This is a genomic window from Rhizobium sp. NLR8a, assembly GCF_019685235.1.
In the GTDB taxonomy this organism is placed as follows: Bacteria; Pseudomonadota; Alphaproteobacteria; order Rhizobiales; family Rhizobiaceae; genus Rhizobium.
Genome location: NZ_JABDWI010000002.1, coordinates 300,281 through 320,182, shown reverse-complemented (window position 1 = coordinate 320,182; position 19,902 = coordinate 300,281). Strand labels below are relative to the sequence as shown.

Genomic DNA, 19,902 nt, shown 5'->3' with positions numbered 1-19,902 from the left:
CGTGTATTCGCAGACCCTTTGACTTGCTTTCAAATGTGAATCATCAGCGCCTGCTGCACGTCGTCATCAGCGTGAGCTCGGTATGCCACAAAGTCCCGACGATCACGATTTGTGGCCAACGGCTGTTGGTCAGGACTGAGCCAGTTAGGCGCATAAGGAGCATTGACGGTTCTGAACGCCGTCGGCATCGCTGCGGACGTGATTGTCACAGACCCATGGCCCAGTGACGCAGAAGAAGGCGAATTGGCGGCCTTATAGGTGTCGGCATCGCTCCTCGACCAAGGGCGCCGCAACACAATCTTTTTGCCTTGTCCACCAGTGGCGAGAGGCAGGAAGTGGCGCAGACGCGACATCAAATCCGACATGTCGTTTCCGCGAGGCAAAGGCTTTCCTGCTTCACGCCCAGAACGCATTGATGGAGTGGGCGACCTCTTAAGCGCAGTCGAGGCAGTTATCAAAGGAGTGTCAGACGCATCATACTCGTCGGGAGCTTTCGAAACATCAGCTTAGAGATGCTACCCACCCACCGGCGTCAGGTCAACGAGCGCCTTGATCGGCAGGTGATCCGAGGCGATGCGGGCGAGCGGTGTATCATGCGCCTCCACCTCGGAGATGATGCCCTTGCGGTTGGCGATGATGCGGTCGAGCGCCAGCAGCGGCAGGCCGGCGGGAAAACTCGGCACGGCGGGCGGCAGCTCGCCGAAGGCGGATTGGAAGGTGTTCAGCGACGAGCGGTCGCCGAGCCGCCATTCGTTGAGGTCGCCGAGCAGGATGGTCGGCATCTCGTGCCTGTCGTTGATCAGTTCGACGAGGGTCCGGGCCTGCTGGGCTCTGCTGTGGCGCAGCAGGCCGAAATGCGCGGCGATGATGCGCAGCACCCCGCCCTCCTCCAGCTCGATTTCGGCGACCAGCGCACCGCGCGGCTCCAGCCCCGGCAGCCTGACCTGGTGCACGTCATGCACCAGCCCCTTCTTGAACAGCACGACATTGCCGTGCCAGCCATGCGCCTTCGCCATTCCGGCGACCGGCACAGGGATTAGCCCCGTCTCCCGCTCCAGCCGGCCGAGGTCGAGAATGCCCGTGCGCTCGCCGAAGCGTGTGTCGGCTTCCTGCAGCGCGATCACGTCGGCACCGATTTCATGGATCACCCGGCTGGTGCGCTCCGGATCGAAGCGGCGATCAGTACCGACACACTTGTGGACATTGTAGGAGGCGATCAACGTTCCGGCGCTGCGCGGCCTTGCCTCCATATGCGCCGCGTCAAGCCGCTTTTTCCTGCTCCTGATCGAGGCGAGAATGCTGGCGGGAAGACTGTCTTTCCTGGCGTGCATCGGGAGGCGCACTTGTTCCGTTGATCAAAGAGGCTACTCACTCGGCAGTATAGGCGGCCGCGCGGAACTTGCCATGTCGGAATGCAAAAAATCCGTCAGAGATAGGGCGAACCCAGCCACAGGACCTTCTCGATCAGCCGCACCGGGAAGGGCCGCGCGCGTAAGCCTTCCAGCGTCACCAGCGTTGCCGATTTCAGGATTTCCTCGATATGCTCGTCGATCTCGGCGGCAAAGCCCTCATTCAGCACTTCGAGATCGACCTCGAAATTCAGCCTGAGCGAACGTGGATCGAGGTTGGAAGAGCCGACATAGGCCCAGGTGCCGTCGATCGTCAGAAGCTTCGAATGGCTGAAGCTGCCGGTCGAGCGCCAGATGCGGCAATAATTTTTGAGGATCTGATCGAATTGCGCCGTCATCGCCCGGTCGACCAGCATGAGATTGTTGAGAGCCGGCACGACGATATCGACTTCAACGCCGCGCCGCGCCGCCGTCACCAGGGCGCTGATCAGTTCGCGGTCCGGCAGGAAATAGGGCGACATGATGCGGATCGATTGACGCGCAACCGAAAAGGCGCCCATCAGCATCTTATGGTTGGTCTCGAGGCTGCGGTCCGGCCCTGAGGCGACGATGCGCATCAGGATGGGGTCGCCGGGGCTGCGCGGCGGCGGCTCGATGCGCCAGGCCTCGTCGTTCAACAGTTCGTCGGTGGTGAACCGCCAGTCTTCGGCGGCAAGATCGAAGAGATCGGTGACGACGGGGCCGGTGACGCTGAAATGCGTATCACGGGCAAAGGTCTCGCCCGTCGCCTCCTCGCTGAAACCCGCCCTGATATTCATGCCGCCGGTCAGCGCAATGCGTCCGTCGACGATCAGGATCTTGCGGTGGGTGCGCAGATTGGCATAGGGCAGCCGCAAGCCCATGATGACATTGCCGTTGAAGACGGCGACGGTGACGCCGCCCTCCTTGAGATGGCCGAGAATGCTCGGCACCGAATAACGCGCGCCGACGGCGTCGATCAGCACCCGGACCGTCACACCCCGCTTCACCGCGGCAATCAGCGCATCGGCGATCCGCAGACCAATGACATCACGGTCGAAGATGTAGGTTTCGAGCAGGATGCTGCGCCTCGCTTCATCGATGGCGGATTTCATCGCGGCATAGGCCTCGTCGCCGGTCTCCAGCATGTCGATCGTATTGCCCGAGGTCAGCGGGTTGCGGGTCACCCGGTCGCCCAGCGTCTGCAGCGCCGCAAAGCGGCGGCCGAACTGGCTGATCACGGTCTCGGCGTCGGCGTCGAACGTCTCCAGCTCGTCGGTCCCCGGCGCGAGCAGCAGGGCGTCGCGGCGAATGCTCAGCGATTTGCGGCGGATGCGATTGATGCCGGCGATCGCGTAAAGCAGCGCACCGACGATTGGCGAGAGGATGATGACGCCGACCCAGCCGATTGCCGCGCGCACCTCCTCCTTGGTCATGGCGGCATGAATCGCCGCCGCGGCTCCCATGGCGATCGAAACGACAAAGAGGATATGCGGCCAGTAGGTCGACAGGAGATAGAACATCGCTGGCCAATATAGCCGCGAAACGGCGGCGTTCAATTATGCAGCCGCTCCCCCATGGCGCGAAATTTTTCTTCGGGATTGTTTTGCCGGGAGTCCCCGTTCGATCGCGGGAACAATCCCGGTTGAGATCGATTCCTCCTCAGGAGATGAGGATTGCCATCGTGAACATCGCCGCAAACATTGGTCCTGCCCTGGCGCTCGAAGTCGCGGATGCAGAAAGCATTACCGAACTCCGGCATCAGGCCGAGGACTGTACCCGCTGTGACCTTTATCGCAATGCGACGCAGATCGTCTTTGGTGAAGGCCCGGGAAAGGCCGAGATCGTCCTTGTCGGTGAGCAGCCGGGTGACCGCGAAGATATCACCGGCAGGCCCTTTGTCGGCCCGGCAGGCCATCTGCTCGACCTCTGTCTCGACGAGTCCGGTCTGGACCGTCAACGCTGCTACGTCACCAATGCCGTCAAGCACTTCAAGTTCACGCCCCGCGGCAAACGGCGCCTGCATGCGAAACCCAATGCCGGCGAGATAAGGCGTTGCGCCTGGTGGCTTGGCGCGGAGCTCAACATCCTGCAGCCGAAACTCGTGGTGGCGCTGGGCGCGAGCGCCCTCTATGCGCTGCTCGGGCCGAAGGCGAAATTGACGCCCGAGCGCGGTCATGTCCTGCAGCCTGCAAACCATCCCCCGGTTCTGGTGACAATCCACCCCTCTTATCTCCTGAGAATTCGCGATGAGGCCGAGCAGCAAAAGCAGCGCCAGGCATTCGTGTCAGATCTGCACAAGGCGGCGGAATTTCAACTTCGATGAATGCCGATTCTCAACCTTGATATGCTGCAATGCGAAATATTTGCGGTTGCGGTTCGATTTCGCTTGAAACCGGGCTCCTCCTCTGGAACCATCCTGCCAGTATCGCGTTCGAACGACGGCAAAATGTGACTGGAGATCAGCGATGGCAGAAACTCGGGAAGAGTGGATCAAGAAACGTGCATATGCCCTCTGGGAAGAAGAGGGCTATCCGACAGGGCGGGATTCCATCCATTGGGAACAGGCACGCCACGAGCGCGACGCGCTCGAAGGCTCCTCTTCCAACGGCAAAGAGGCCAAACCCAGGGTCAAGCGCGCCGCAACGACCACGAAGGCCGCCCCAGGCGCCAAGACGAACGGCGTCGTCACGCCGGCGCCCAAGCGGACTGCAAGCCGCAAGACGGCGACCTGAATATTGAAAACCGCTGACATCGTTGAAAGGGCGTCACCGTGGCGCCCTTCGGCCTCTCTTTGTCATATGTCTGAATCATCTGTGTTTTATGGAAGCTTGCAGGCGGGTTTTCCGCGCGGGGGGGTGAACAAGGGCCGGATGACGCTGCAAGCTTTGAGGCCTCCGAAAAAATTGAGCCTTCGCCCGCAAGCCGGGGATCATACAAAAACTGTTTATGGCGAAACGAGGGAGGCAGCCATGAACGATCGTATCGAAATGCTCGTCGTCGCGCCTCTTGCCGCCCGCAGCCACGCTTCCAACGTGTGAGCCATGGAAATATCGCTCCTGCTCATCGCCGCTCTGCTTTATCTCGGTCTGGCGCTCGGCTTCATCCTGGTCGTCGATAAGCTCGTCGGTCTGGTTTTCCGCGAGTCCCGTACGCCGCTGCAACTGCCCTCCTTCGACATCGGCCGCGCCTTCGCAGCGTCGCAGAAATTCCACCGGAAATAACGGTTCTCAGCTGGCGCCCGCGCGCGGTTAAAAAGTAGGGTGGATCTGGCGCATCGGCCCGAAAATCGGAATTGATTTTCGGAAAGCAGGATGAGATCGAGGACAATGGGACAGGCCCGAAGCGTTCAGCCGACGACATGGCTTTTTGCAGCGCGCTCCTTGCGCGACTTCGGCGACGGTTTCGTGGCCATCCTGTTGCCGGTCTATCTCCTTGCTCTTGGATTTTCGCCCCTGCAGGTCGGCGTCATTGCGACGACATCCCTCTTCGGATCCGCACTTTTGACGATCATCATCGGCTTTCTCGGCGCGCATCATGATCTCCGCCGCCTGCTTTTGGCCGCCGCCGGCCTGATGGTCGCCACCGGTCTCGCTATGCCGATGATCAGCGACTATGCGCTGCTGCTCGCCGTCGCCTTTGCCGGTACGATCAATCCGTCGGCAGGCAGCGTGAGCATCTTCGTGCCGCTTGAACATGCGGTCCTGGCCCGGGAGGTGACCAACGCCGATCGAACGAGAATGTTTGCGCGTTATAGCTTGGTCGGGGCGCTCGCAAGCGCCGGCGGCGCGCTTGCTGCGGCGCTGCCAGATGTCATGATGCGGCTCGGGATGACGCAACTGAGTTCGATCAGGCTGATGTTCGTTGTCTATGCGCTCGTCGGCATTCTCGGCGGCCTTCTTTATGCCCGCATACCGCCTCGCGCGGTGACGCACGAAGACCACAAGCCGGCGGCACTCGGGCCTTCGCGGGCCATTGTCATGAAGCTCGCAGCCCTCTTCAGTCTCGATGCCTTTGCCGGAGGTTTCGTGGTCCAGTCCTTGCTCGCGCTGTGGCTGTTCGAACGATTCGATCTTTCGCTATCCGAGGCTGGAGTGTTTTTCTTCTGGACGGGCGTGCTGTCGGCGTTTTCGTTTCCTGTCGCCGCCCGGCTATCGAAGCGGATTGGACTCGTGAACACCATGGTGTTCACCCACATCCCGTCCAGCCTTGCCCTCGGCCTTGCCGCATTCGCCCCCACCTTGCCACTGGTGCTTGCCTTGCTGCTGGTCCGGGCCGCGCTTTCGCAGATGGATGTGCCAACCCGTTCTTCCTACGTGATGGCTGTTGTCACTGAGGCGGAGCGAGCCGCTGCCGCAAGCTTCACATCGGTGCCGCGCAGCCTCGCATCGGCGGCCAGCCCTGCGCTGGCAGGTGCTCTTTTTGCCGCGTCTTATCGGGCCTGGCCGTTTGTCATCTGCGCCGGCCTGAAGATCATATACGACCTCTTGCTGTTGCTGCAGTTCCGCCATCTCAAGCCGCCCGAGGAATCCTGAAGTGCACTGCCTGCCTCGGGCGGAAGTTCATCGGCTACCGCCCGTAAAACGCAGCGCTGACGCTGCGCCGCGGGCGCGAGCAGCGTCAGCTGCAACGCGCCTATGCCCCTCAGGTTCGTATTCTGAGCGCTCGTTCCGTTCTGTCGGCGATTTGGGTCACGGCATAGGCGATCACCATGTAGATCACCACGGCAACCAGGAAGGCTTCGAGATAGTAGAAGTTCAGCGCCGCGGTCAACTGCGACTGTGCGAAGATGTCGACTACCTCGATGGCGAATCCTAGCGACAGCGCCTTCATGATCACCATGAAGGAGTTGGCGAGATCCGGGATGGCCGCGACGATAACCTGCGGCAGCATGACCCGGCGGAAGAGCTGGCTCTTCTTGTAGCCGAGCGAATAGGCGGCGTCCGCCTGCCCCGTGTCGAACGAGTTCAGCGCGCCCTTGACCACCTCCGCCTGGAAAGCCGCGACGCAGGCCGTCAGGGCGACGATGAGCGTCACCCAGTTCGGCGTCGAGTGACCATTGTACTCCACGCCGACGAGCGAGGTGAGGAACCGCAGCGTCGACGGAAGTCCATAATAGGCAAGGAAGATCACCACCACCATCGGGACGCCCTTGAACGCCACCTTGTAGGCGATCACGAGCTGGCGGAGCACCGGGATCCTCTGATACTCGACCATGGCGAACAAGCTGCCGACGACCGTCGACAGGACGAAGATGGCGAGCGCCATGACAAGCGTCAGCGGCACAGCGCCCAGGATCTCATAAAGGTCGGGGAGAAGAACTTCGCTGTCGAAAATCATGACTTCCTTCCTCGATCAGACGCTGGCCATCAATGGGGCACGGACTGTCTTTTCGCCTGGTACGTACCTGCCGGAGCGGCGCTCGAAGAGCCGAACGGTCGCCCAGGCGATGAGGCAAAGGACCGAGTACAGCACCGCCAGTACGAGGTAGGTCTCGAACTGATACTGGTTGTAGTCCCGCTCCATGACGAGGTGGGCGGTGGCCATGACGTCGGCCGCGCCGATGTACATGACAAGCGCCACGTTGTGGATCAGGTAGATGATCGAGTTTCCATACCCCGGCAGCGCAATATGGACGGCCTGCGGAGCGATGACGCGCAGCAGCTTATGGCGGAAGGTGTAGCCCAAGCTGTCCGCCGCATCGTGCTGGCCTCGCTCGACTGCGAGATAGGCCGGACGCATGACCTCCGAGAGATAGCCGCCATGGTAGAGGCTGAGGCCCAGCATGGCGGCGATCGTCGGCGAGACGAAGTCGCCGATACCGAATAGGCCGACGAGCACGGGGAGCCCGTAGAAGGCGACGAACAACTGAAGGACGACGGGAACGCTGCGCGCATAGGATACGTAGAGGTCGGCCAACTGGCTAATCACAAGGATCCTGCGCACCCGGAACGTCGTCGCGATCAATGCCAGCACGAAGCCGGCGGCCATGGCCGTGAATGTGATCGCAAGCGTCAGCGGCAATGCCGAAAGCAACTCGGGGATCATTATGGAAAGGTCCACTTGGGAACGCTCCTTCTTTCAGTCTTGGGCCTGGTCGCCGGCTTCGACGCCCGGCGTTACTTCATGTACGTGGTGATGTCCTCGCCGAACCATTTCTGCGAGAGCTTGGCGAGCGTGCCGTCGGCCTTGAGCTCCTTCAAAGCCTTGTCGATGCCGTCGGCGAGCGCCTTGTTCTCTTCCGAGCGGTGGATGAGCACGAAGGTATTATTGATCGCGACCGGCTCACTTGCCTGGACATTCAGCTTCTGCTGGTCGATCACGGTCTGCTCGCCGAGATTCGACGGCAGGACGAGCGCGTCATACTTGCCGTTCTCGACCTCCTTCAGGCGATCCGGATAGGGAATGCCGGCGCTCGAAGCCGTGATCTCGATCTTGTAGTCGGGGTTCTGCTCTTGCCATGCGGTCGCGAACTTGTAGATGCCGCCGCCCGCCGTCACCGGCACGATCTTCTTGCCGACGAGATCCTTCATCTCCTTGATGCCGCTGTCCTTGCGGCTGTAGATCTTGATCAGGCTGGCGCCGATCGGCGCTTCCGGAATGAGGAACTGCTTTTCGCGGGCGGGAGCACGGTAGTAGCCGCCGGTTGCGACATCGTACTTGCCGGTCGCGAGGCCCGTCTCCTGCGCGATGTCGGCAGCACCCTCCATCACGAACTTGTACTGCGGCAGCTTGGCGTTGATCGCCTTCAAGACGTCGGGCTCGTAGCCCTGCGGTTCGACGCCGATCGCGCCCCAGGAGAGCGGCTTCGATTCCGCCGCGGTGGCGATCTTGATCGTCCGAACGTCCTCGGCGAAGGACGCGGTTGCGAACGCGATCGCGACGCCTGCTACGGCGAGACCGAGACCACGGCGGGAGATTGAACTCATGGAAGTCATTTCAGGCATCCTTTCTTACTGGATCGCGCGTTCGGAATTGAGAAACTGAGCGAGGCGCGGGTTGGACGGCGTGTCGAAGATTTCGGACGGACTGCCGTCGGCTGCGACGACACCCCGGTCCATGAAGACGATGCGGTTCGAGATGTTTTTGGCGAACTGCATCTCGTGCGTGACGAGAAGCGAGGTGATGCCCGACGACGTGACATCCTTGATCACCTTGAGAACCTCGTTCACGAGTTCGGGATCGAGCGACGAGGTCGGCTCGTCGAAGAGCATCACGTCCGGTTTGACCGCGAGCGCTCTGGCGATGCCCGTTCTCTGGAGCTGCCCGCCGGAAAGCTGCGACGGGTAGTTGTCGAGCTTGTCGGAAAGCCCCACCCGCTCAAGCTCCTGCAGCGCGATGGCGCGGGCTTCGTCCTTGGCCTTGCCCTGTACGACCATCAGCGGATCCATGACGTTCTGAATAACCGTCATGTTCTTGAAGACGTTGAACTGCTGGAACACCATCGCGGTGCGCAGACGGATCGCCCGAACGGCGGTCTTGTCCGGCCGCGCGAAGTCCATCCTGATATCGTCGAAGGCAATCGTTCCGGATGCCGGCTTCGCTAGATGGTTGATGCACTTCAACAGCGTCGTCTTGCCGGTTCCGCTGGGACCGATGATCGAAACCACGTCACCTCGTTTCACCGAGAGATCGACGCCATTCAGGATCTGCGTGCGACCGTAGGACAGCTTCAGGTTCTTGATCTCAAGCATTTCGGATCTCAGGTCCTTTCGGAAGATAGTTCGGAAAGCGCTTCGGTCTCGGCATCGAACCACTCGTCGCCGAGAAGTTCCGGCGTGTCGAAGGCCCGGAGGTTTGCAAAGTGCTTCTCGCGGTCTTCGACGAAGAGCGATCGGACGACGCCGCGCGCCAGGCGGTCGGCGCCCTCGCTGATTGCAGGGATGTCGCCGGTGAGCTTGCCGTGGCTGAGGGTCGCCGGGAAGTTGAAGCAATGAATCTTCGAGAGAACCGGGCAGGAACCCGGTTCCCTCTCAAGGAACTCGAAAGCCTCGCCAAGATCGGGCGATCCTTCAAGCTCCGCATTCGCCATCCCGGCCGGCGTCGGAAAGCGGTCGCGCCAAAGTCGGATGTGGGGTTCGAAGACGGCCAGTTCCGGCCGATTGGTCAGATCGATCTTGAAGCCGGTCCCGAAAATCAAGAAGTCGAGGGGGTAGCTGGCCTTCGACGTCGTCACGAGGAGCTGGTCGCCGTCCTGCTGCAGGCCGGTGATCGGGCTTTGGAGATGAAGGTGGGCCTGCTCGAAGGAGCTGACGCGCAGCACGCTCGGACGCGGCGGTGGTGTCTGCTGGCTCATGGCGTAGTCGAGGAAGCGCCACTTCCATTCGTCCGGCAGTCCGGCGAAGCCATGGACGACGCCCTGGCTGCCGATGCCGGTGAACTTGTTGATCCGCGGCAGTTCCTTGCGGCGGACGAACATGTCGAGGCGGGCGACACCGGCTTCGAGCGCCGTCGCGGCATTGTCCATCGCCGACGCACCCGCACCGATCACCCCTACTCGCTTGCCGCGCAGCGCTGCGAAGTCGATCGCATCGGCGGTGTGCGCCCAGAACCTGCGATCGATATTTTCGGCGATGTCGGGCACGAAGGGGCCGCCGAGACCGTCGCGGCCGGTTGCGAGAACCACATGGCGGGCGATGATCGTTTCCGTGCGGCCATTCTCGCTGCAGGCGAGGTCGAGCATGCCGTCGTCGCGCGGCAGGATCGCATCGACCGAGACGCCGTTGCGCACCGGCAGCTCGAGCACCTTCCGATACCAGATCAGGTAGTCCATCCACGTCTCGCGCGGCGCCCGGTCGAGTGCCACCCACGCCGCGCTTCCAAAGCGCGCTTCATAATAGGCCCGGAAGGTGAGCGCCGGCAGTCCCATCGCGGGACCGGTGAGTTGTTTGGGAGATCGAAGGGTACGCATCCGGGCGAAAGTGACCCACGGCCCTTCCTCCCCGGCAGGTGCCTTGTCGAGGGTGACATGGTTGGCGACGCCAAGGCGCTTCAGCATTCCGGAAGCGACGAGGCCTGCCATGCCGCCGCCGATGATGACGACGTCGATGACAGGCTTGCCATCAACTTCACGCGCCGGAACCCAGGCCTTGGCAGGCAGTTCCAGCCAGGTGAGGTCCTGACGCAGACGCGCTTCGAGGGCGTGAAGATTGTCCGGATGTGTGGAGAGATCGCTCATGCGGGCGCTCCTTCGGGAATTGCCGCCTGCCCGTAAACCGTGTCCGCCAAGGTTTCGATGCCATTCGCCTCCAGCAGGCGGCAGCCGGGCATCTTCAATGCCTCGAGTCGCGCGGCATCGATTACGGCGGCGACGGTCGGTGCGAGCGGCAACGCCGCCGCCGTAATCGCACCGAACAGGAACGGAATGGCCTGGTCGAGCACGCGCATGACGATGCCATCGAGGGGCACGCCGCAGACGGTCGCGGGCTCGACGATGGCAATGCCAAGTCCTGCGCGCACCAGCGAGAGCGCAGTCAGCGAGGCGTTGACGTCGATGATGCGATCCGGCGCCACCCCTGCCCGTTCCAGCGCCTCGTCGACGCGATGACGAAGCCGATAGGGGTTCGCAAGCGTGATGATGCGACGCTCCGCCAGATCGGCCAGGCGAACGACATCGTTCGCAGCGAGAGGATCGTCGGCGCCGATGGCAATCACGCACGGTGCTTCCGCGATCCAGTGGATGTCAAGACCGGGATGTTCGAGCGGCAGGCTCGATATGCCGAGATCGGCCGACCGGGCGAGAACCGCCTGCACGACGTTTTCGGCGGCGAGCGCCTGGACGTGGAGATGACGCGGGATCAGGTCGGGCGAGACGGCCGCCAAAGCCTCCGGCAAGATTCCTGCAGCCAGGGATGGCGTTGCCGCGATGGTCAAGGTCGCGGGCTCGTCAAGACCGATTGCCTCGGCCCGTTCGCGGATGTGGGTCAGGCTGGCGAGATGACGTTCGACCTCGGCATGGAAGCGCCGTCCGCGCGACGTCGGCTGGATGCGCGGACCGCTTCGGTGGAGGAGCGCATAGCCCAGATCGGCTTCCAGATCCTGGATCTGCCGCGTCACGGCTGGCTGCGAACGGCCGAGCAGCCGGGCTGCGCCGGTGACGCTGCCAGCCGACATCACTGCCGCGAAGGCTTCGAGTTGCCGAATGTCGAACGGGTTTCTATTCATATTCAACATGAACTCCCGCCAGCCATGCTTTTGGAAGCATGGGCTTCCCATAATTTGAGCGGATAGTAGATAATTATTTCGCATGGATTGCAAGCCTTCATGCTATTTTGACATAATGAACAGACCGATCTAATGCTCTCCCGCGAGATGAAAGGAGCCTGCCTTGACGCTCATCCAAACTCTTGCCGCCGTCAGACCCGGTTCGGCCCTTGCCGAAGCCATGGGAAAGCGGGCGGAGATCCTGCGCCTCAGCGAAGCCGCCCACGACGCAGTCCTTCTTCCGCGTGATCCCGGTGGCCTGTCGTATGGTCTCAGGGCGGCGCTTGCCGCCCGTATGGCCCGTCATAACCACAACGAAAAACTGGCGAAGCACTACGACGAACTGGTGAAACGTGCCGCCGAGGCATCGACAGCGCCGCTCGCTAAGCCGGGTACTAGCGCAACCGATGAACGCATCGCAGAGATCGTCCGCCATGCGGACCGACTGACGGTCGCGCCGCAGGAAGCGACCCGCGACCACATAGAAGGATTGCGCCGTGCGGGAACGACCGACGCCGACATCGTCCGGCTGTCGGAGCTTGCGGCCTTCGTAAATTATCAGGTTCGAGTCATCGCAGGGCTGGCGCTGATCGGAGGAAGACAATGAGCGAAGTCGTCCACACCTTCACCACCCAGGTTCCGCGCTGGCAGCCTTACGTCATTCCAGTCGATCTTGAAACTGCGACCGCCGAGCAGCGGGAGGCAATGCAGGTCACGCCCTCCAACAAGGGCATCTCCCCCTACGTCCTGACGCTTGCGCACGACCCGGAATCCCTCGCTGTCCGCTCACCCCTGTTCAACCTGATCATGTACGGGAAGGACGGGCTTTCACCGGGAGAACGCGAACTAGGCGCCACTGCTGCTTCCGTCGTCAATCGCTGCGTCTACTGCGCCGCCGTCCATGCCTCCCGGTTCATCAGCCATACCAAGCGGACTGACGTGATCGACGCCATTTTCGCCGATGGGCTCGACGCCGAACTCGATGAGCACCTTCAAACCATCTTCGATTTCTCCGCCCATCTGTCGATGACGCCGCCGAAAGCAACGCAAGCTGACGCGCAGGCGCTGACGGACGTCGGTCTTTCCGAGCTTGAGGCCCTGGACCTCGTGCTGTCGTCCGCCATATTCGGCTGGGCGAACCGCCTGATGCATACGCTCGGCGAACCAGTCAAGGACTAGGTGCTTTGGCAGGCAGAAGTTCCACATCGCGTCCCGGTCTGGAGTTGATCCGTCGCGCCCGGAGCTGATTCGCATAAGTTAGAAAACTGAGCTGTCTGACGGTTGAAGCTTCTTGAACCGCTGCCTATCGAATTGAGGTCGTCGCAGCCCACGACGACTTCGCGCCGGCGCGACGGAGCAGTGTGGCCGCCGGCATTCATACCTGGCCCCGGAATTAGGCGGTGAGGTTTGAATGCCACGCCGCTGGGGGTGCACCGCGGATTCGGCGTAGGCGTCACCGCATGCGCATCAGGTCCACAGCGCGATTGCTGATGATTGCTTCCATCGAAAAATAGCCGGTCACTGTCGCAAGATCGAAGTTTGTTATCAGCTTCTGGTAGAACGTATCATAGCCCGACATTCCTTTGGTGATGACCTTGATCAGGTAGTCCCAGTCGCCGCCTATTCGGTAGAAATCGACGACTTCCGGCATCCGGTCGACGTGCTTGCGAAAATCTTCCGACCATTCCTTTGAGTGATGGCGAGTTCGGATCATGACGATCACCGTGAGATCAAAACCGAGCGCTTCGAAATCGATGGAGGCGCGCGATCCTTTGATGATGCCTGTCGCATAAAGGCGCTGAAGCCGGCGCCAGCAAGCATTCTGCGACAGTCCGACCTGCTCGGCCAAGTCACGTTGAGAAAGCGAAGAATCCCGCTGCGCGCACGTCAGAATCCTCAGATCAATTTCGTCGATTTTCAAATTATTATCGATCATACGACCCAATCTTATCCCATTCATCCAAAAAATTGGTGAAGTTTTCAACGGTGATGCAGATTAGAATCGTTGTCAAACCCTTCGCGGAGGATGACGATGCACGAGCTGGCGGCGCACTATCCATCAAAAGAACTCTCCACTGTTCTCGGCAAGTTCAAGAGTGATCTCAACCGAGATGACCCCATCGGCAGGTTCAGGGCGGGGCTGATAGGCTCAAAGGCGAAGGTCGACGGCCCGTTCGGCCCCAGGGATCTCGTCTATGCCGACTATGTGGCTTCGGGACGCGCCCTCAGACAGATCGAAGAATTCATCCTCGAAGACGTCCTTCCCTACTACGCGAACAGCCATACCGAGGCGTCCTATTGCGGAGGGATGATGACCCGGCTTCGACGGGAAGCCCGCTCAATCATTGGAGAGCTCTGCGGTGCCGATCGACAGCATGCCGTCATTTTTGCGGGATCCGGCGCGACGGCGGGCCTCAATCGCCTGGTGAACCTGCTGGGCGTCACCGATGCGATCGCGGCCGGCAAAAGCGTGCGCGTCATCCTCGGCCCATATGAACACCACTCGAACATCCTGCCTTGGCGCGAGAGCGGAGCGGAGGTCATCGAAATTGTCGAGGGCAACGACGGTGGCCCCGATCCGGTCATGTTGCAGAAGGGCCTTGAGAACACCCCAGCAGATTTGACCATTTGCTCGTTCTCTGCCGCATCGAACGTCACTGGCATCCTGACCGACGTCACGGCGCTCACGAAGATTGCAAAGGCTGCAGGCGCCAAAGTGGTCTGGGACTACGCGGGGGCCGGACCATACGTACCGATTGCGATGACTCCCGACCATGGTGCCGAAATCGACGCCATCGTCGTGTCACCCCACAAGTTCCTGGGCGGCCCAGGGGCTTCCGGCGTATTGGTCGTGCGGCACGACGCGGTGGTGGCGAGCAGGCCATCCTGGTCCGGTGGCGGCACGGTCAAATTCGTTTCACCCACGGGTCACGATTACAGCGACAGCCTGGAGTCTCGGGAGGAAGCGGGAACGCCCAACGTCATCGGCGACATCCGTGCGGCGCTCGCCTTCCTGGTCAAGGATGCGATCGGACTCGATGCAATCAAGCGGCTGAATGACGAATACACGCGGCGCGCCTTCACCGCGTGGAAGGACGTTTCGGAGATCGAACTGCTTGGCTCCACCTCTATTGCACGCTTGCCGATCTTTTCGTTTCGCGTGCGCGATGGCAAGGGCAGCTACATCCACCAGCAATTGGTCACCCGCATGCTCAGCGACCGGTTTGGCATTCAGGCCCGTGGCGGCTGCGCCTGCGCTGGTCCTTACGTGCATCGGCTGCTTTCGATAGACGCCCGGACGTCGCAGCGCATGCGGCAGGCGATCTTGGCTGGCAACGAAATCGAGAAGCCCGGATTCACGCGGCTCAACTTGAGCGTCCTGGCATCGGACGAAACGGTTGCCTTCATCCTGGATTCGGTCGCGCAACTCGCGCGGGATGCATCGGCCTATGTCGGGCAATACACCTTCGATCCGGCGCGCGCGATTTTCTCACCGGTCGCGTCCGGTCGACAGGAGGCGGCCTGTGCGTAGACCTGATGTCGCCGCCTTCTTCGACCCGCGTACCTTCTCGATTCAATACGTGGTCAGCGATCCGCAAACCAGGGCCTGTGCGATCATCGACCCGGTTCTCGACTTCGATGAGAAGTCAGGATCGACGACGACCCACAACGCCGAGATGCTGTTGGGTCACATTCGGGACCAGGACCTGCGCCTGCACTGGATCCTCGACACGCATCCGCATGCCGATCACCTTTCGGCCGCCGCCTATCTGAAGGAGGTGACCGGCGCGCCAACGGCGATCGGGAGCCGCATCACGGATGTTCAGAAAATCTGGTCGAAGATCTACAACCGGCCTGATCTTCCCGTCGACGGCAGCCAGTGGGATCGGCTCTTCTTCGATGGAGACACCTTCTCTGTTGGGAACATCGAGGTCGGCGTCATGTATTCGCCCGGCCACACCCTTGCCTCGATCACCTACACAGCGGGCGACGCCGTGTTCGTTCATGACACTGTCTTCATGCCGGACAGCGGCACTGCCCGCGCGGATTTTCCAGGCGGTAGCGCCAGGTCACTCTGGTTGAGCATTCAGAACATCCTGACATTACCCGGCGATACGCGCCTCTTTGTGGGACATGACTATCAGCCCGGCGGCCGGCAACCACTCTGGGAAAGCACAGTAGAACGTCAGAGGGCGGAAAACATCCATGTTGCGCGATGTGCTTGCGCCGATGCGTTCGTCAACCTTCGGGAGGCGCGTGATCGGACGCTGCCAATGCCGAAGCTCATACTTCACGCGCTGCAAGTCAACATCAACGGCGGCCGGCTACCGGAACCCGAAGGAAACGGCCTTCGCTACCTCAAGCTCCCGATGGGTGCCTTTCAAGGTTCCGTCTGGTCCTGAGCAACCCGATCGCTGTTCTCGGCGATACGGCACCTCGTCCGCTTACTGAACATTCTATGCTCGAGCAGGATCCTGAAAATGGCGCTAGATCTTTTTCAATATGGCATGGGGACCCTCAGCGGCGCCTTGGTTGGCTTCACCCTCGCCCTTTTGGGCGGCGGAGGCTCCATCCTTGCAGTCCCGCTTCTTGTGCATGCCGTAGGGCTGACCGACGCCCATACCGCCATTGCCACCAGCGCCGTTGCCGTTGCTTCGAATGCGTTGATCAGCCTGGTCATGCACGCGCGCCGAGGAACGGTGATATGGCGGTATGCGGGACTTTACTGCGCGACTGGGACCGTCGGGGCGCTGCTCGGAGCATCGATCGGAAAGATGCTCGATGGGAAGCATCTACTTTTGTATTTCTCGGGGCTGATGATCGCCATCGCCATCTTGATGCTGCGTCGAATAAGCGTCGCCAGCGAAGATACCTGTATCTTCGAACCTCGGAACACCACCAAGGTTCTTGCGATCGGTGGTGGAAGCGGCGTCGTCTCCGGTTTTTTCGGAATCGGCGGCGGCTTCCTGATCGTCCCCGGCCTGGTGTTTTCCACCGGAATGCCGACGATCAATGCGGTGTCGACCTCTTTGGTCGCGATCGTGGCGTTCGGTTCGACTACGGCTGCCACCTATTCCATCTCAGGTCTCGTCGACTGGCCGCTCGCCGCGGTCTTCATCGCGGGAGGCGCGTTTGGCGCCGTCCTCGGCTGCAAGCTTGTGCACCGCCTTAGGCCCTATCAATCTGCGCTCAACAGTGTTTTTGCGGGCGCCATTCTCACGTTCGGCATCGCCATGGCGTGGAGCACCCTCCTCGGATAGGTCGCCGTTAGCCCCGGTCAATGTGCTTGTGCTTCCACATTCCCTTCAGATTGCCGAGCAGCGGCTTGCCGGCACCTGCATGTAACGGTTTAACGAGTCGGCTCCCGGCGTTCGAGCTTGCCCTATCCTCTCCAGGGGGATAGGAATGGCGGTTTCGAACCTGGAGCAGGCAATGCTTTCGACTATCAAGGAATTGTTCGATTTCGGCCAGGCGGGCCAGGCGCATTCGCATGTCCACGGCGCGCATGGGCACTCGCACGGTGAGGGCGGACACGGCCACACGCACGGCGTCGTCGACCCGAGCATCGCCTCCTCCGAGCGCGGCATCTGGGCCATCAAATGGTCCTTCGTCATTCTGGCGATCACCGCAGCGCTGCAGCTGGTCGTCGTCTTCTATTCGGGCAGCGTTGCGCTCCTTGCGGACACCATCCACAATGTCGGCGACGCCGCGACGGCCATTCCGCTGTGGATCGCCTTTTCGCTCGTCCGTCGGGCGCCGACGAAGACTTTCAACTACGGTCTCGGCCGCGTCGAGGAGTACGCCGGCCTCGTTATCGTTCTCATCATTCTCTTCAGCGCGCTCGTCGCCGGCTACGAAGCGATCGACCGCCTCTTGAATCCGCAGCCGATTACACAGCTCGCCGCGGTCGCAATCGCGGGCGTCGTCGGCTTCGTCGGTAATGAGGCAGTCGCGGTGTTCCGCATCCGGGTGGGCCGCGAGATGAACAGCGCAGCGCTGATTGCCGACGGTTACCATGCGCGCACCGACGGCCTGACAAGTCTTGCGGTCGTGCTCGGCGCGATCGGCGTCTGGCTTGGCTTCCCGCTCGCCGACCCCATTGTCGGCCTCATGATTACGCTGGCGATCTTCGGCATCGTCTGGCAGTCCGCGAGGGCCATCGTCACCCGTAGCCTGGATGGCGTCGAACCGGGGATCACGGACGATATCCGCCATGCAGCCGAACGCATCAGAGGTATCGACGAGATCATCGACGTAAAGGCCCGCTGGCTTGGCCATAAGCTCTTCACCGACGTGGTCATCGCCGTCGATCGGTCGAAGACCGTTTCGGAGGCGAACGCCATCGCGACCGCCCTGCGCCGCGAGTTGCAGGGACATCTGCCCTCGCTTGGAAACGCCACAATCCAGTTCGACGACGGCGGCGCGACCCCGGCTTCGGCTTCCGCGGCGCACGAGCATCAGCCGGCACATGCCGCACCTGACCATGATCACGCGCCCGCTCCGTTCACGGTGAGTTCCCGATTGGCGACCGGACTGCTGGAGATCGTCGACACGCCGGACGGCGAGCGCCTACGCCTTTCGATCTCGAAGCACGTCAAGGGACTCGAGGCCGTGGTGGAGATCGCCCGCGATGGCAGTGTCGAACGGCTGCCGCTTCTTCCTTCGCCGACCGATCATCATGCTTTGGTAAGCGCCGTCGCCCCGGCCGAACCGCACGAGTTCGACGCCATGCTGAAGCTGATGGCGGGCGTCGAGATCGACGACCTTCCCTTCCGGATGGAAGAGCCGGAAGGCCATCATCACTGACTTGTCCCGGGGGCGGTCGCCGGCGTAAGGTCGAGCCGCCTTCCCCTCGGAAGGATCGAGAACATGGACACGATGAGCGAACCGCACACCCACGCCACCCATCCGGAGATCGTCAAACGCCTGAAGCGGGCCGAAGGCCACCTCCGAAGCGTCATCGCGATGATCGAGGGCGGCAAGCCGTGCCTCGACATCGCGCAACAGCTTTCCGCCGTCGAGAAGGCCATCGTCAACGCCAAGCGCACGCTGATCCAGGACCATCTCGACCATTGCCTCGAAGACACCGTCGGCGCCCTCCCCCGCGATAAGCGGCAGTCGATCGACGAGTTCAAGACGATCACGAAATATCTTTGACTGCATGGCCGACCTGCTGGCCTATCTGGGATTGTTCGCGACCGCCTTCGGGGCTGCGACGATCATGCCGATGCAGTCGGAAGCCGTTCTGGTCGGCCTCCTCCTGTCCGAGAAGTTCCCTGTCTTCTGGTTGCTCGTCGTTGCCAGTCTCGGCAATGTTCTCGGTGCACTGGCGAACTGGCTGCTCGGCCGCGGCATCGAACGCTTTCGGGAGAAACGGTGGTTTCCAGTGGGACCGACGGCCCTCGACCGGGCGCAGCTATGGTATCGTCGCTTCGGCAAATGGTCGCTGCTCGCAAGCTGGCTGCCAATCGTCGGCGACCCGATTACGGTCGTGGCCGGTCTCTTGCGGGAGCCCCTGCCGACCTTCCTGCTGTTGGTGACCGTCGCCAAAGTGGGGCGATATCTGGTGCTTGCAGCAGTGACAACGGGGCTGGCCTGATGTTTCAGCAGATCATCGACATCCAGCGGGAAATCTACCTGACCTTTGCCGGCCATATAAAGGACTTCGCCGCGGGCAGTGGCTGGGCATCGTTTCTGGCCTTCCTGCCGATGGGCGTCGTCTTCGGGGCCGTTCATGCGATGACCCCCGGCCACAGCAAATCGGTGCTCGCCACCTATCTGGCGGGCTCGTCCGCAAAAGCGCATCGGGCGCTCTTCGTGTCGCTCGCGCTGTCTTTCACCCATGTCACGATGGCCGTGGTGATCGCGCTGCTCGCCCTTCCCCTGATATCGCCCTCATTCGTCGACGCCGGGTCGTCGCCGGCACTCGAGGTCGTCAGTCGCGGGCTGCTGGGCGTCATCGGTCTCTGGATGGTGCTGACCGCGCTCCTCCGGCATAGCCACTCGCACGCTCAGGGTGAAGGCCTGCTGATGGGATTTGCCGCCGGCCTCGTGCCATGCCCGCTTACCTTGTTCGTGATGACTTTCGCGATGATCCACCAGGTCGTCGTCACCGGCCTGCTGTTCGCCGCCACGATGATGATGGGCGTCGCTCTGACCTTGTCCGCGGTCGCCCTGCTCGCAGTGGTCTTCCGGAACAGGATCTCCTATCTGATGAGAAGGCATCCGCAATTGCTTGCCTCCGTCTCGCGCGCGACGTCCGGTGTGGCTGGCCTCGTGCTCGTCGCCGTCGCCGCGGTCGAGATAGCGAACTGGCTGAACGCGCGATGAG

Annotated in this window: 24 protein-coding genes; 14 read left to right on the top strand and 10 right to left on the bottom strand. The window is 61.7% G+C overall.

Annotated elements, in window-relative coordinates:
• Positions 1–29 precede the first annotated feature (29 nt).
• From HJC04_RS04770 to HJC04_RS04760, 3 genes are all read right to left on the bottom strand, one after another.
• On the bottom strand, positions 30–365 hold the full coding sequence (locus HJC04_RS04770) for a hypothetical protein (protein WP_210632267.1): 336 nt from the start codon (positions 363–365) through the stop codon (positions 30–32).
• Between the two features lie 150 nt (positions 366–515).
• The gene (locus HJC04_RS04765) at positions 516–1,331 is read right to left on the bottom strand and encodes an endonuclease/exonuclease/phosphatase family protein (protein ID WP_210632266.1); all 816 of its coding nucleotides are present in this window, start codon (positions 1,329–1,331) and stop codon (positions 516–518) included.
• A 95-nt stretch (positions 1,332–1,426) separates the two neighbouring features.
• Positions 1,427–2,890 (bottom strand): phosphatidylserine/phosphatidylglycerophosphate/cardiolipin synthase family protein, encoded by a 1,464-nt coding sequence (locus HJC04_RS04760; protein ID WP_210632661.1) that lies wholly within the window; start codon positions 2,888–2,890, stop codon positions 1,427–1,429.
• 161 nt (positions 2,891–3,051) lie between these two features.
• Between HJC04_RS04760 and HJC04_RS04755 the strand changes: the two genes are divergently transcribed.
• The 5 genes from HJC04_RS04755 (at position 3,052) to HJC04_RS04735 (ending at position 5,902) form a co-directional block, all read left to right on the top strand.
• On the top strand, positions 3,052–3,693 hold the full coding sequence (locus HJC04_RS04755; protein WP_210632660.1) for a UdgX family uracil-DNA binding protein: 642 nt from the start codon (positions 3,052–3,054) through the stop codon (positions 3,691–3,693).
• 142 nt (positions 3,694–3,835) lie between these two features.
• A complete protein-coding gene (locus HJC04_RS04750) occupies positions 3,836–4,102 on the top strand; it encodes a DUF2934 domain-containing protein (protein ID WP_210632265.1) in 267 nt (88 codons plus the stop codon).
• Between the two features lie 3 nt (positions 4,103–4,105).
• Positions 4,106–4,408, top strand: a complete 303-nt coding sequence (locus HJC04_RS04745) for a hypothetical protein (protein WP_221145230.1) — start codon at positions 4,106–4,108, stop codon at positions 4,406–4,408.
• Between the two features lie 3 nt (positions 4,409–4,411).
• Entirely contained in the window at positions 4,412–4,591 is a 180-nt protein-coding gene (locus tag HJC04_RS04740; RefSeq protein ID WP_210632263.1) for a hypothetical protein, read from the top strand.
• 105 nt (positions 4,592–4,696) lie between these two features.
• Positions 4,697–5,902, top strand: coding sequence for an MFS transporter (locus HJC04_RS04735; RefSeq protein ID WP_221145011.1), 1,206 nt, complete (start codon positions 4,697–4,699; stop codon positions 5,900–5,902).
• A 109-nt stretch (positions 5,903–6,011) separates the two neighbouring features.
• Here HJC04_RS04735 and HJC04_RS04730 read toward each other — a convergent pair whose 3' ends face one another.
• From HJC04_RS04730 to HJC04_RS04705, 6 genes are read right to left on the bottom strand one after another with little or no spacing between them, the layout of a single operon-like run.
• Positions 6,012–6,704: an amino acid ABC transporter permease gene (locus HJC04_RS04730; RefSeq protein WP_210632658.1), complete on the bottom strand. Its 693-nt coding sequence runs from the start codon at positions 6,702–6,704 to the stop codon at positions 6,012–6,014.
• Positions 6,705–6,722: 18 nt separating this feature from the next.
• Complete coding sequence (locus HJC04_RS04725) at positions 6,723–7,430, bottom strand: amino acid ABC transporter permease (RefSeq protein ID WP_210632262.1); 708 nt, start codon at positions 7,428–7,430, stop codon at positions 6,723–6,725.
• Positions 7,431–7,486: 56 nt separating this feature from the next.
• Entirely contained in the window at positions 7,487–8,305 is an 819-nt protein-coding gene (locus tag HJC04_RS04720) for an amino acid ABC transporter substrate-binding protein (RefSeq protein ID WP_221145009.1), read from the bottom strand.
• 15 nt (positions 8,306–8,320) lie between these two features.
• Positions 8,321–9,061, bottom strand: a complete 741-nt coding sequence (locus HJC04_RS04715) for an amino acid ABC transporter ATP-binding protein (protein ID WP_221145007.1) — start codon at positions 9,059–9,061, stop codon at positions 8,321–8,323.
• A gap of 8 nt (positions 9,062–9,069) precedes the next feature.
• Positions 9,070–10,545 carry an NAD(P)-binding domain-containing protein gene (locus HJC04_RS04710; protein WP_221145005.1) on the bottom strand — a complete coding sequence of 492 codons (1,476 nt, stop codon included), beginning with the start codon at positions 10,543–10,545 and terminating at the stop codon, positions 9,070–9,072.
• Complete coding sequence (locus HJC04_RS04705) at positions 10,542–11,531, bottom strand: LysR family transcriptional regulator (protein ID WP_405047653.1); 990 nt, start codon at positions 11,529–11,531, stop codon at positions 10,542–10,544. Before HJC04_RS04705 ends, HJC04_RS04710 begins: the two co-directional genes overlap by 4 nt.
• A 163-nt stretch (positions 11,532–11,694) precedes the next feature.
• Here HJC04_RS04705 and HJC04_RS04700 point away from each other — a divergent pair, with 163 nt between their 5' ends.
• Together HJC04_RS04700 and HJC04_RS04695 are read left to right on the top strand one after the other, a co-directional pair.
• Positions 11,695–12,177: a CMD domain-containing protein gene (locus HJC04_RS04700; protein WP_210632257.1), complete on the top strand. Its 483-nt coding sequence runs from the start codon at positions 11,695–11,697 to the stop codon at positions 12,175–12,177.
• Entirely contained in the window at positions 12,174–12,749 is a 576-nt protein-coding gene (locus HJC04_RS04695) for a peroxidase-related enzyme (RefSeq protein WP_210632256.1), read from the top strand. The genes HJC04_RS04700 and HJC04_RS04695 overlap by 4 nt, the downstream gene beginning before the upstream one ends.
• Positions 12,750–13,023: 274 nt before the next feature.
• On the opposite strand, the gene HJC04_RS04690 is transcribed toward HJC04_RS04695, so the two are convergent.
• Entirely contained in the window at positions 13,024–13,506 is a 483-nt protein-coding gene (locus tag HJC04_RS04690) for an Lrp/AsnC family transcriptional regulator (RefSeq protein ID WP_221145003.1), read from the bottom strand.
• Positions 13,507–13,602: 96 nt separating this feature from the next.
• On the opposite strand from HJC04_RS04690, the gene HJC04_RS04685 reads away from it, so the two are divergent.
• The 7 genes from HJC04_RS04685 to HJC04_RS04655 all read left to right on the top strand — a co-directional run bounded on the left by HJC04_RS04685 (position 13,603) and on the right by HJC04_RS04655 (position 19,901).
• Positions 13,603–15,102 (top strand): aminotransferase class V-fold PLP-dependent enzyme, encoded by a 1,500-nt coding sequence (locus HJC04_RS04685; RefSeq protein ID WP_221145000.1) that lies wholly within the window; start codon positions 13,603–13,605, stop codon positions 15,100–15,102.
• Positions 15,095–15,973: an MBL fold metallo-hydrolase gene (locus HJC04_RS04680; RefSeq protein ID WP_221144998.1), complete on the top strand. Its 879-nt coding sequence runs from the start codon at positions 15,095–15,097 to the stop codon at positions 15,971–15,973. Before HJC04_RS04685 ends, HJC04_RS04680 begins: the two co-directional genes overlap by 8 nt.
• Positions 15,974–16,051: 78 nt before the next feature.
• Positions 16,052–16,831, top strand: coding sequence for a sulfite exporter TauE/SafE family protein (locus tag HJC04_RS04675; RefSeq protein WP_210632252.1), 780 nt, complete (start codon positions 16,052–16,054; stop codon positions 16,829–16,831).
• A gap of 172 nt (positions 16,832–17,003) precedes the next feature.
• Positions 17,004–18,377, top strand: coding sequence for a cation diffusion facilitator family transporter (locus HJC04_RS04670; protein ID WP_221145226.1), 1,374 nt, complete (start codon positions 17,004–17,006; stop codon positions 18,375–18,377).
• 63 nt (positions 18,378–18,440) lie between these two features.
• Positions 18,441–18,728: a metal-sensing transcriptional repressor gene (locus HJC04_RS04665; protein WP_405047652.1), complete on the top strand. Its 288-nt coding sequence runs from the start codon at positions 18,441–18,443 to the stop codon at positions 18,726–18,728.
• Between the two features lie 4 nt (positions 18,729–18,732).
• A complete protein-coding gene (locus tag HJC04_RS04660; RefSeq protein WP_210632251.1) occupies positions 18,733–19,170 on the top strand; it encodes a YqaA family protein in 438 nt (145 codons plus the stop codon).
• A complete protein-coding gene (locus tag HJC04_RS04655; RefSeq protein ID WP_221144995.1) occupies positions 19,170–19,901 on the top strand; it encodes an ABC transporter permease in 732 nt (243 codons plus the stop codon). The genes HJC04_RS04660 and HJC04_RS04655 overlap by 1 nt, the downstream gene beginning before the upstream one ends.
• Position 19,902: the final 1 nt, after the last annotated feature.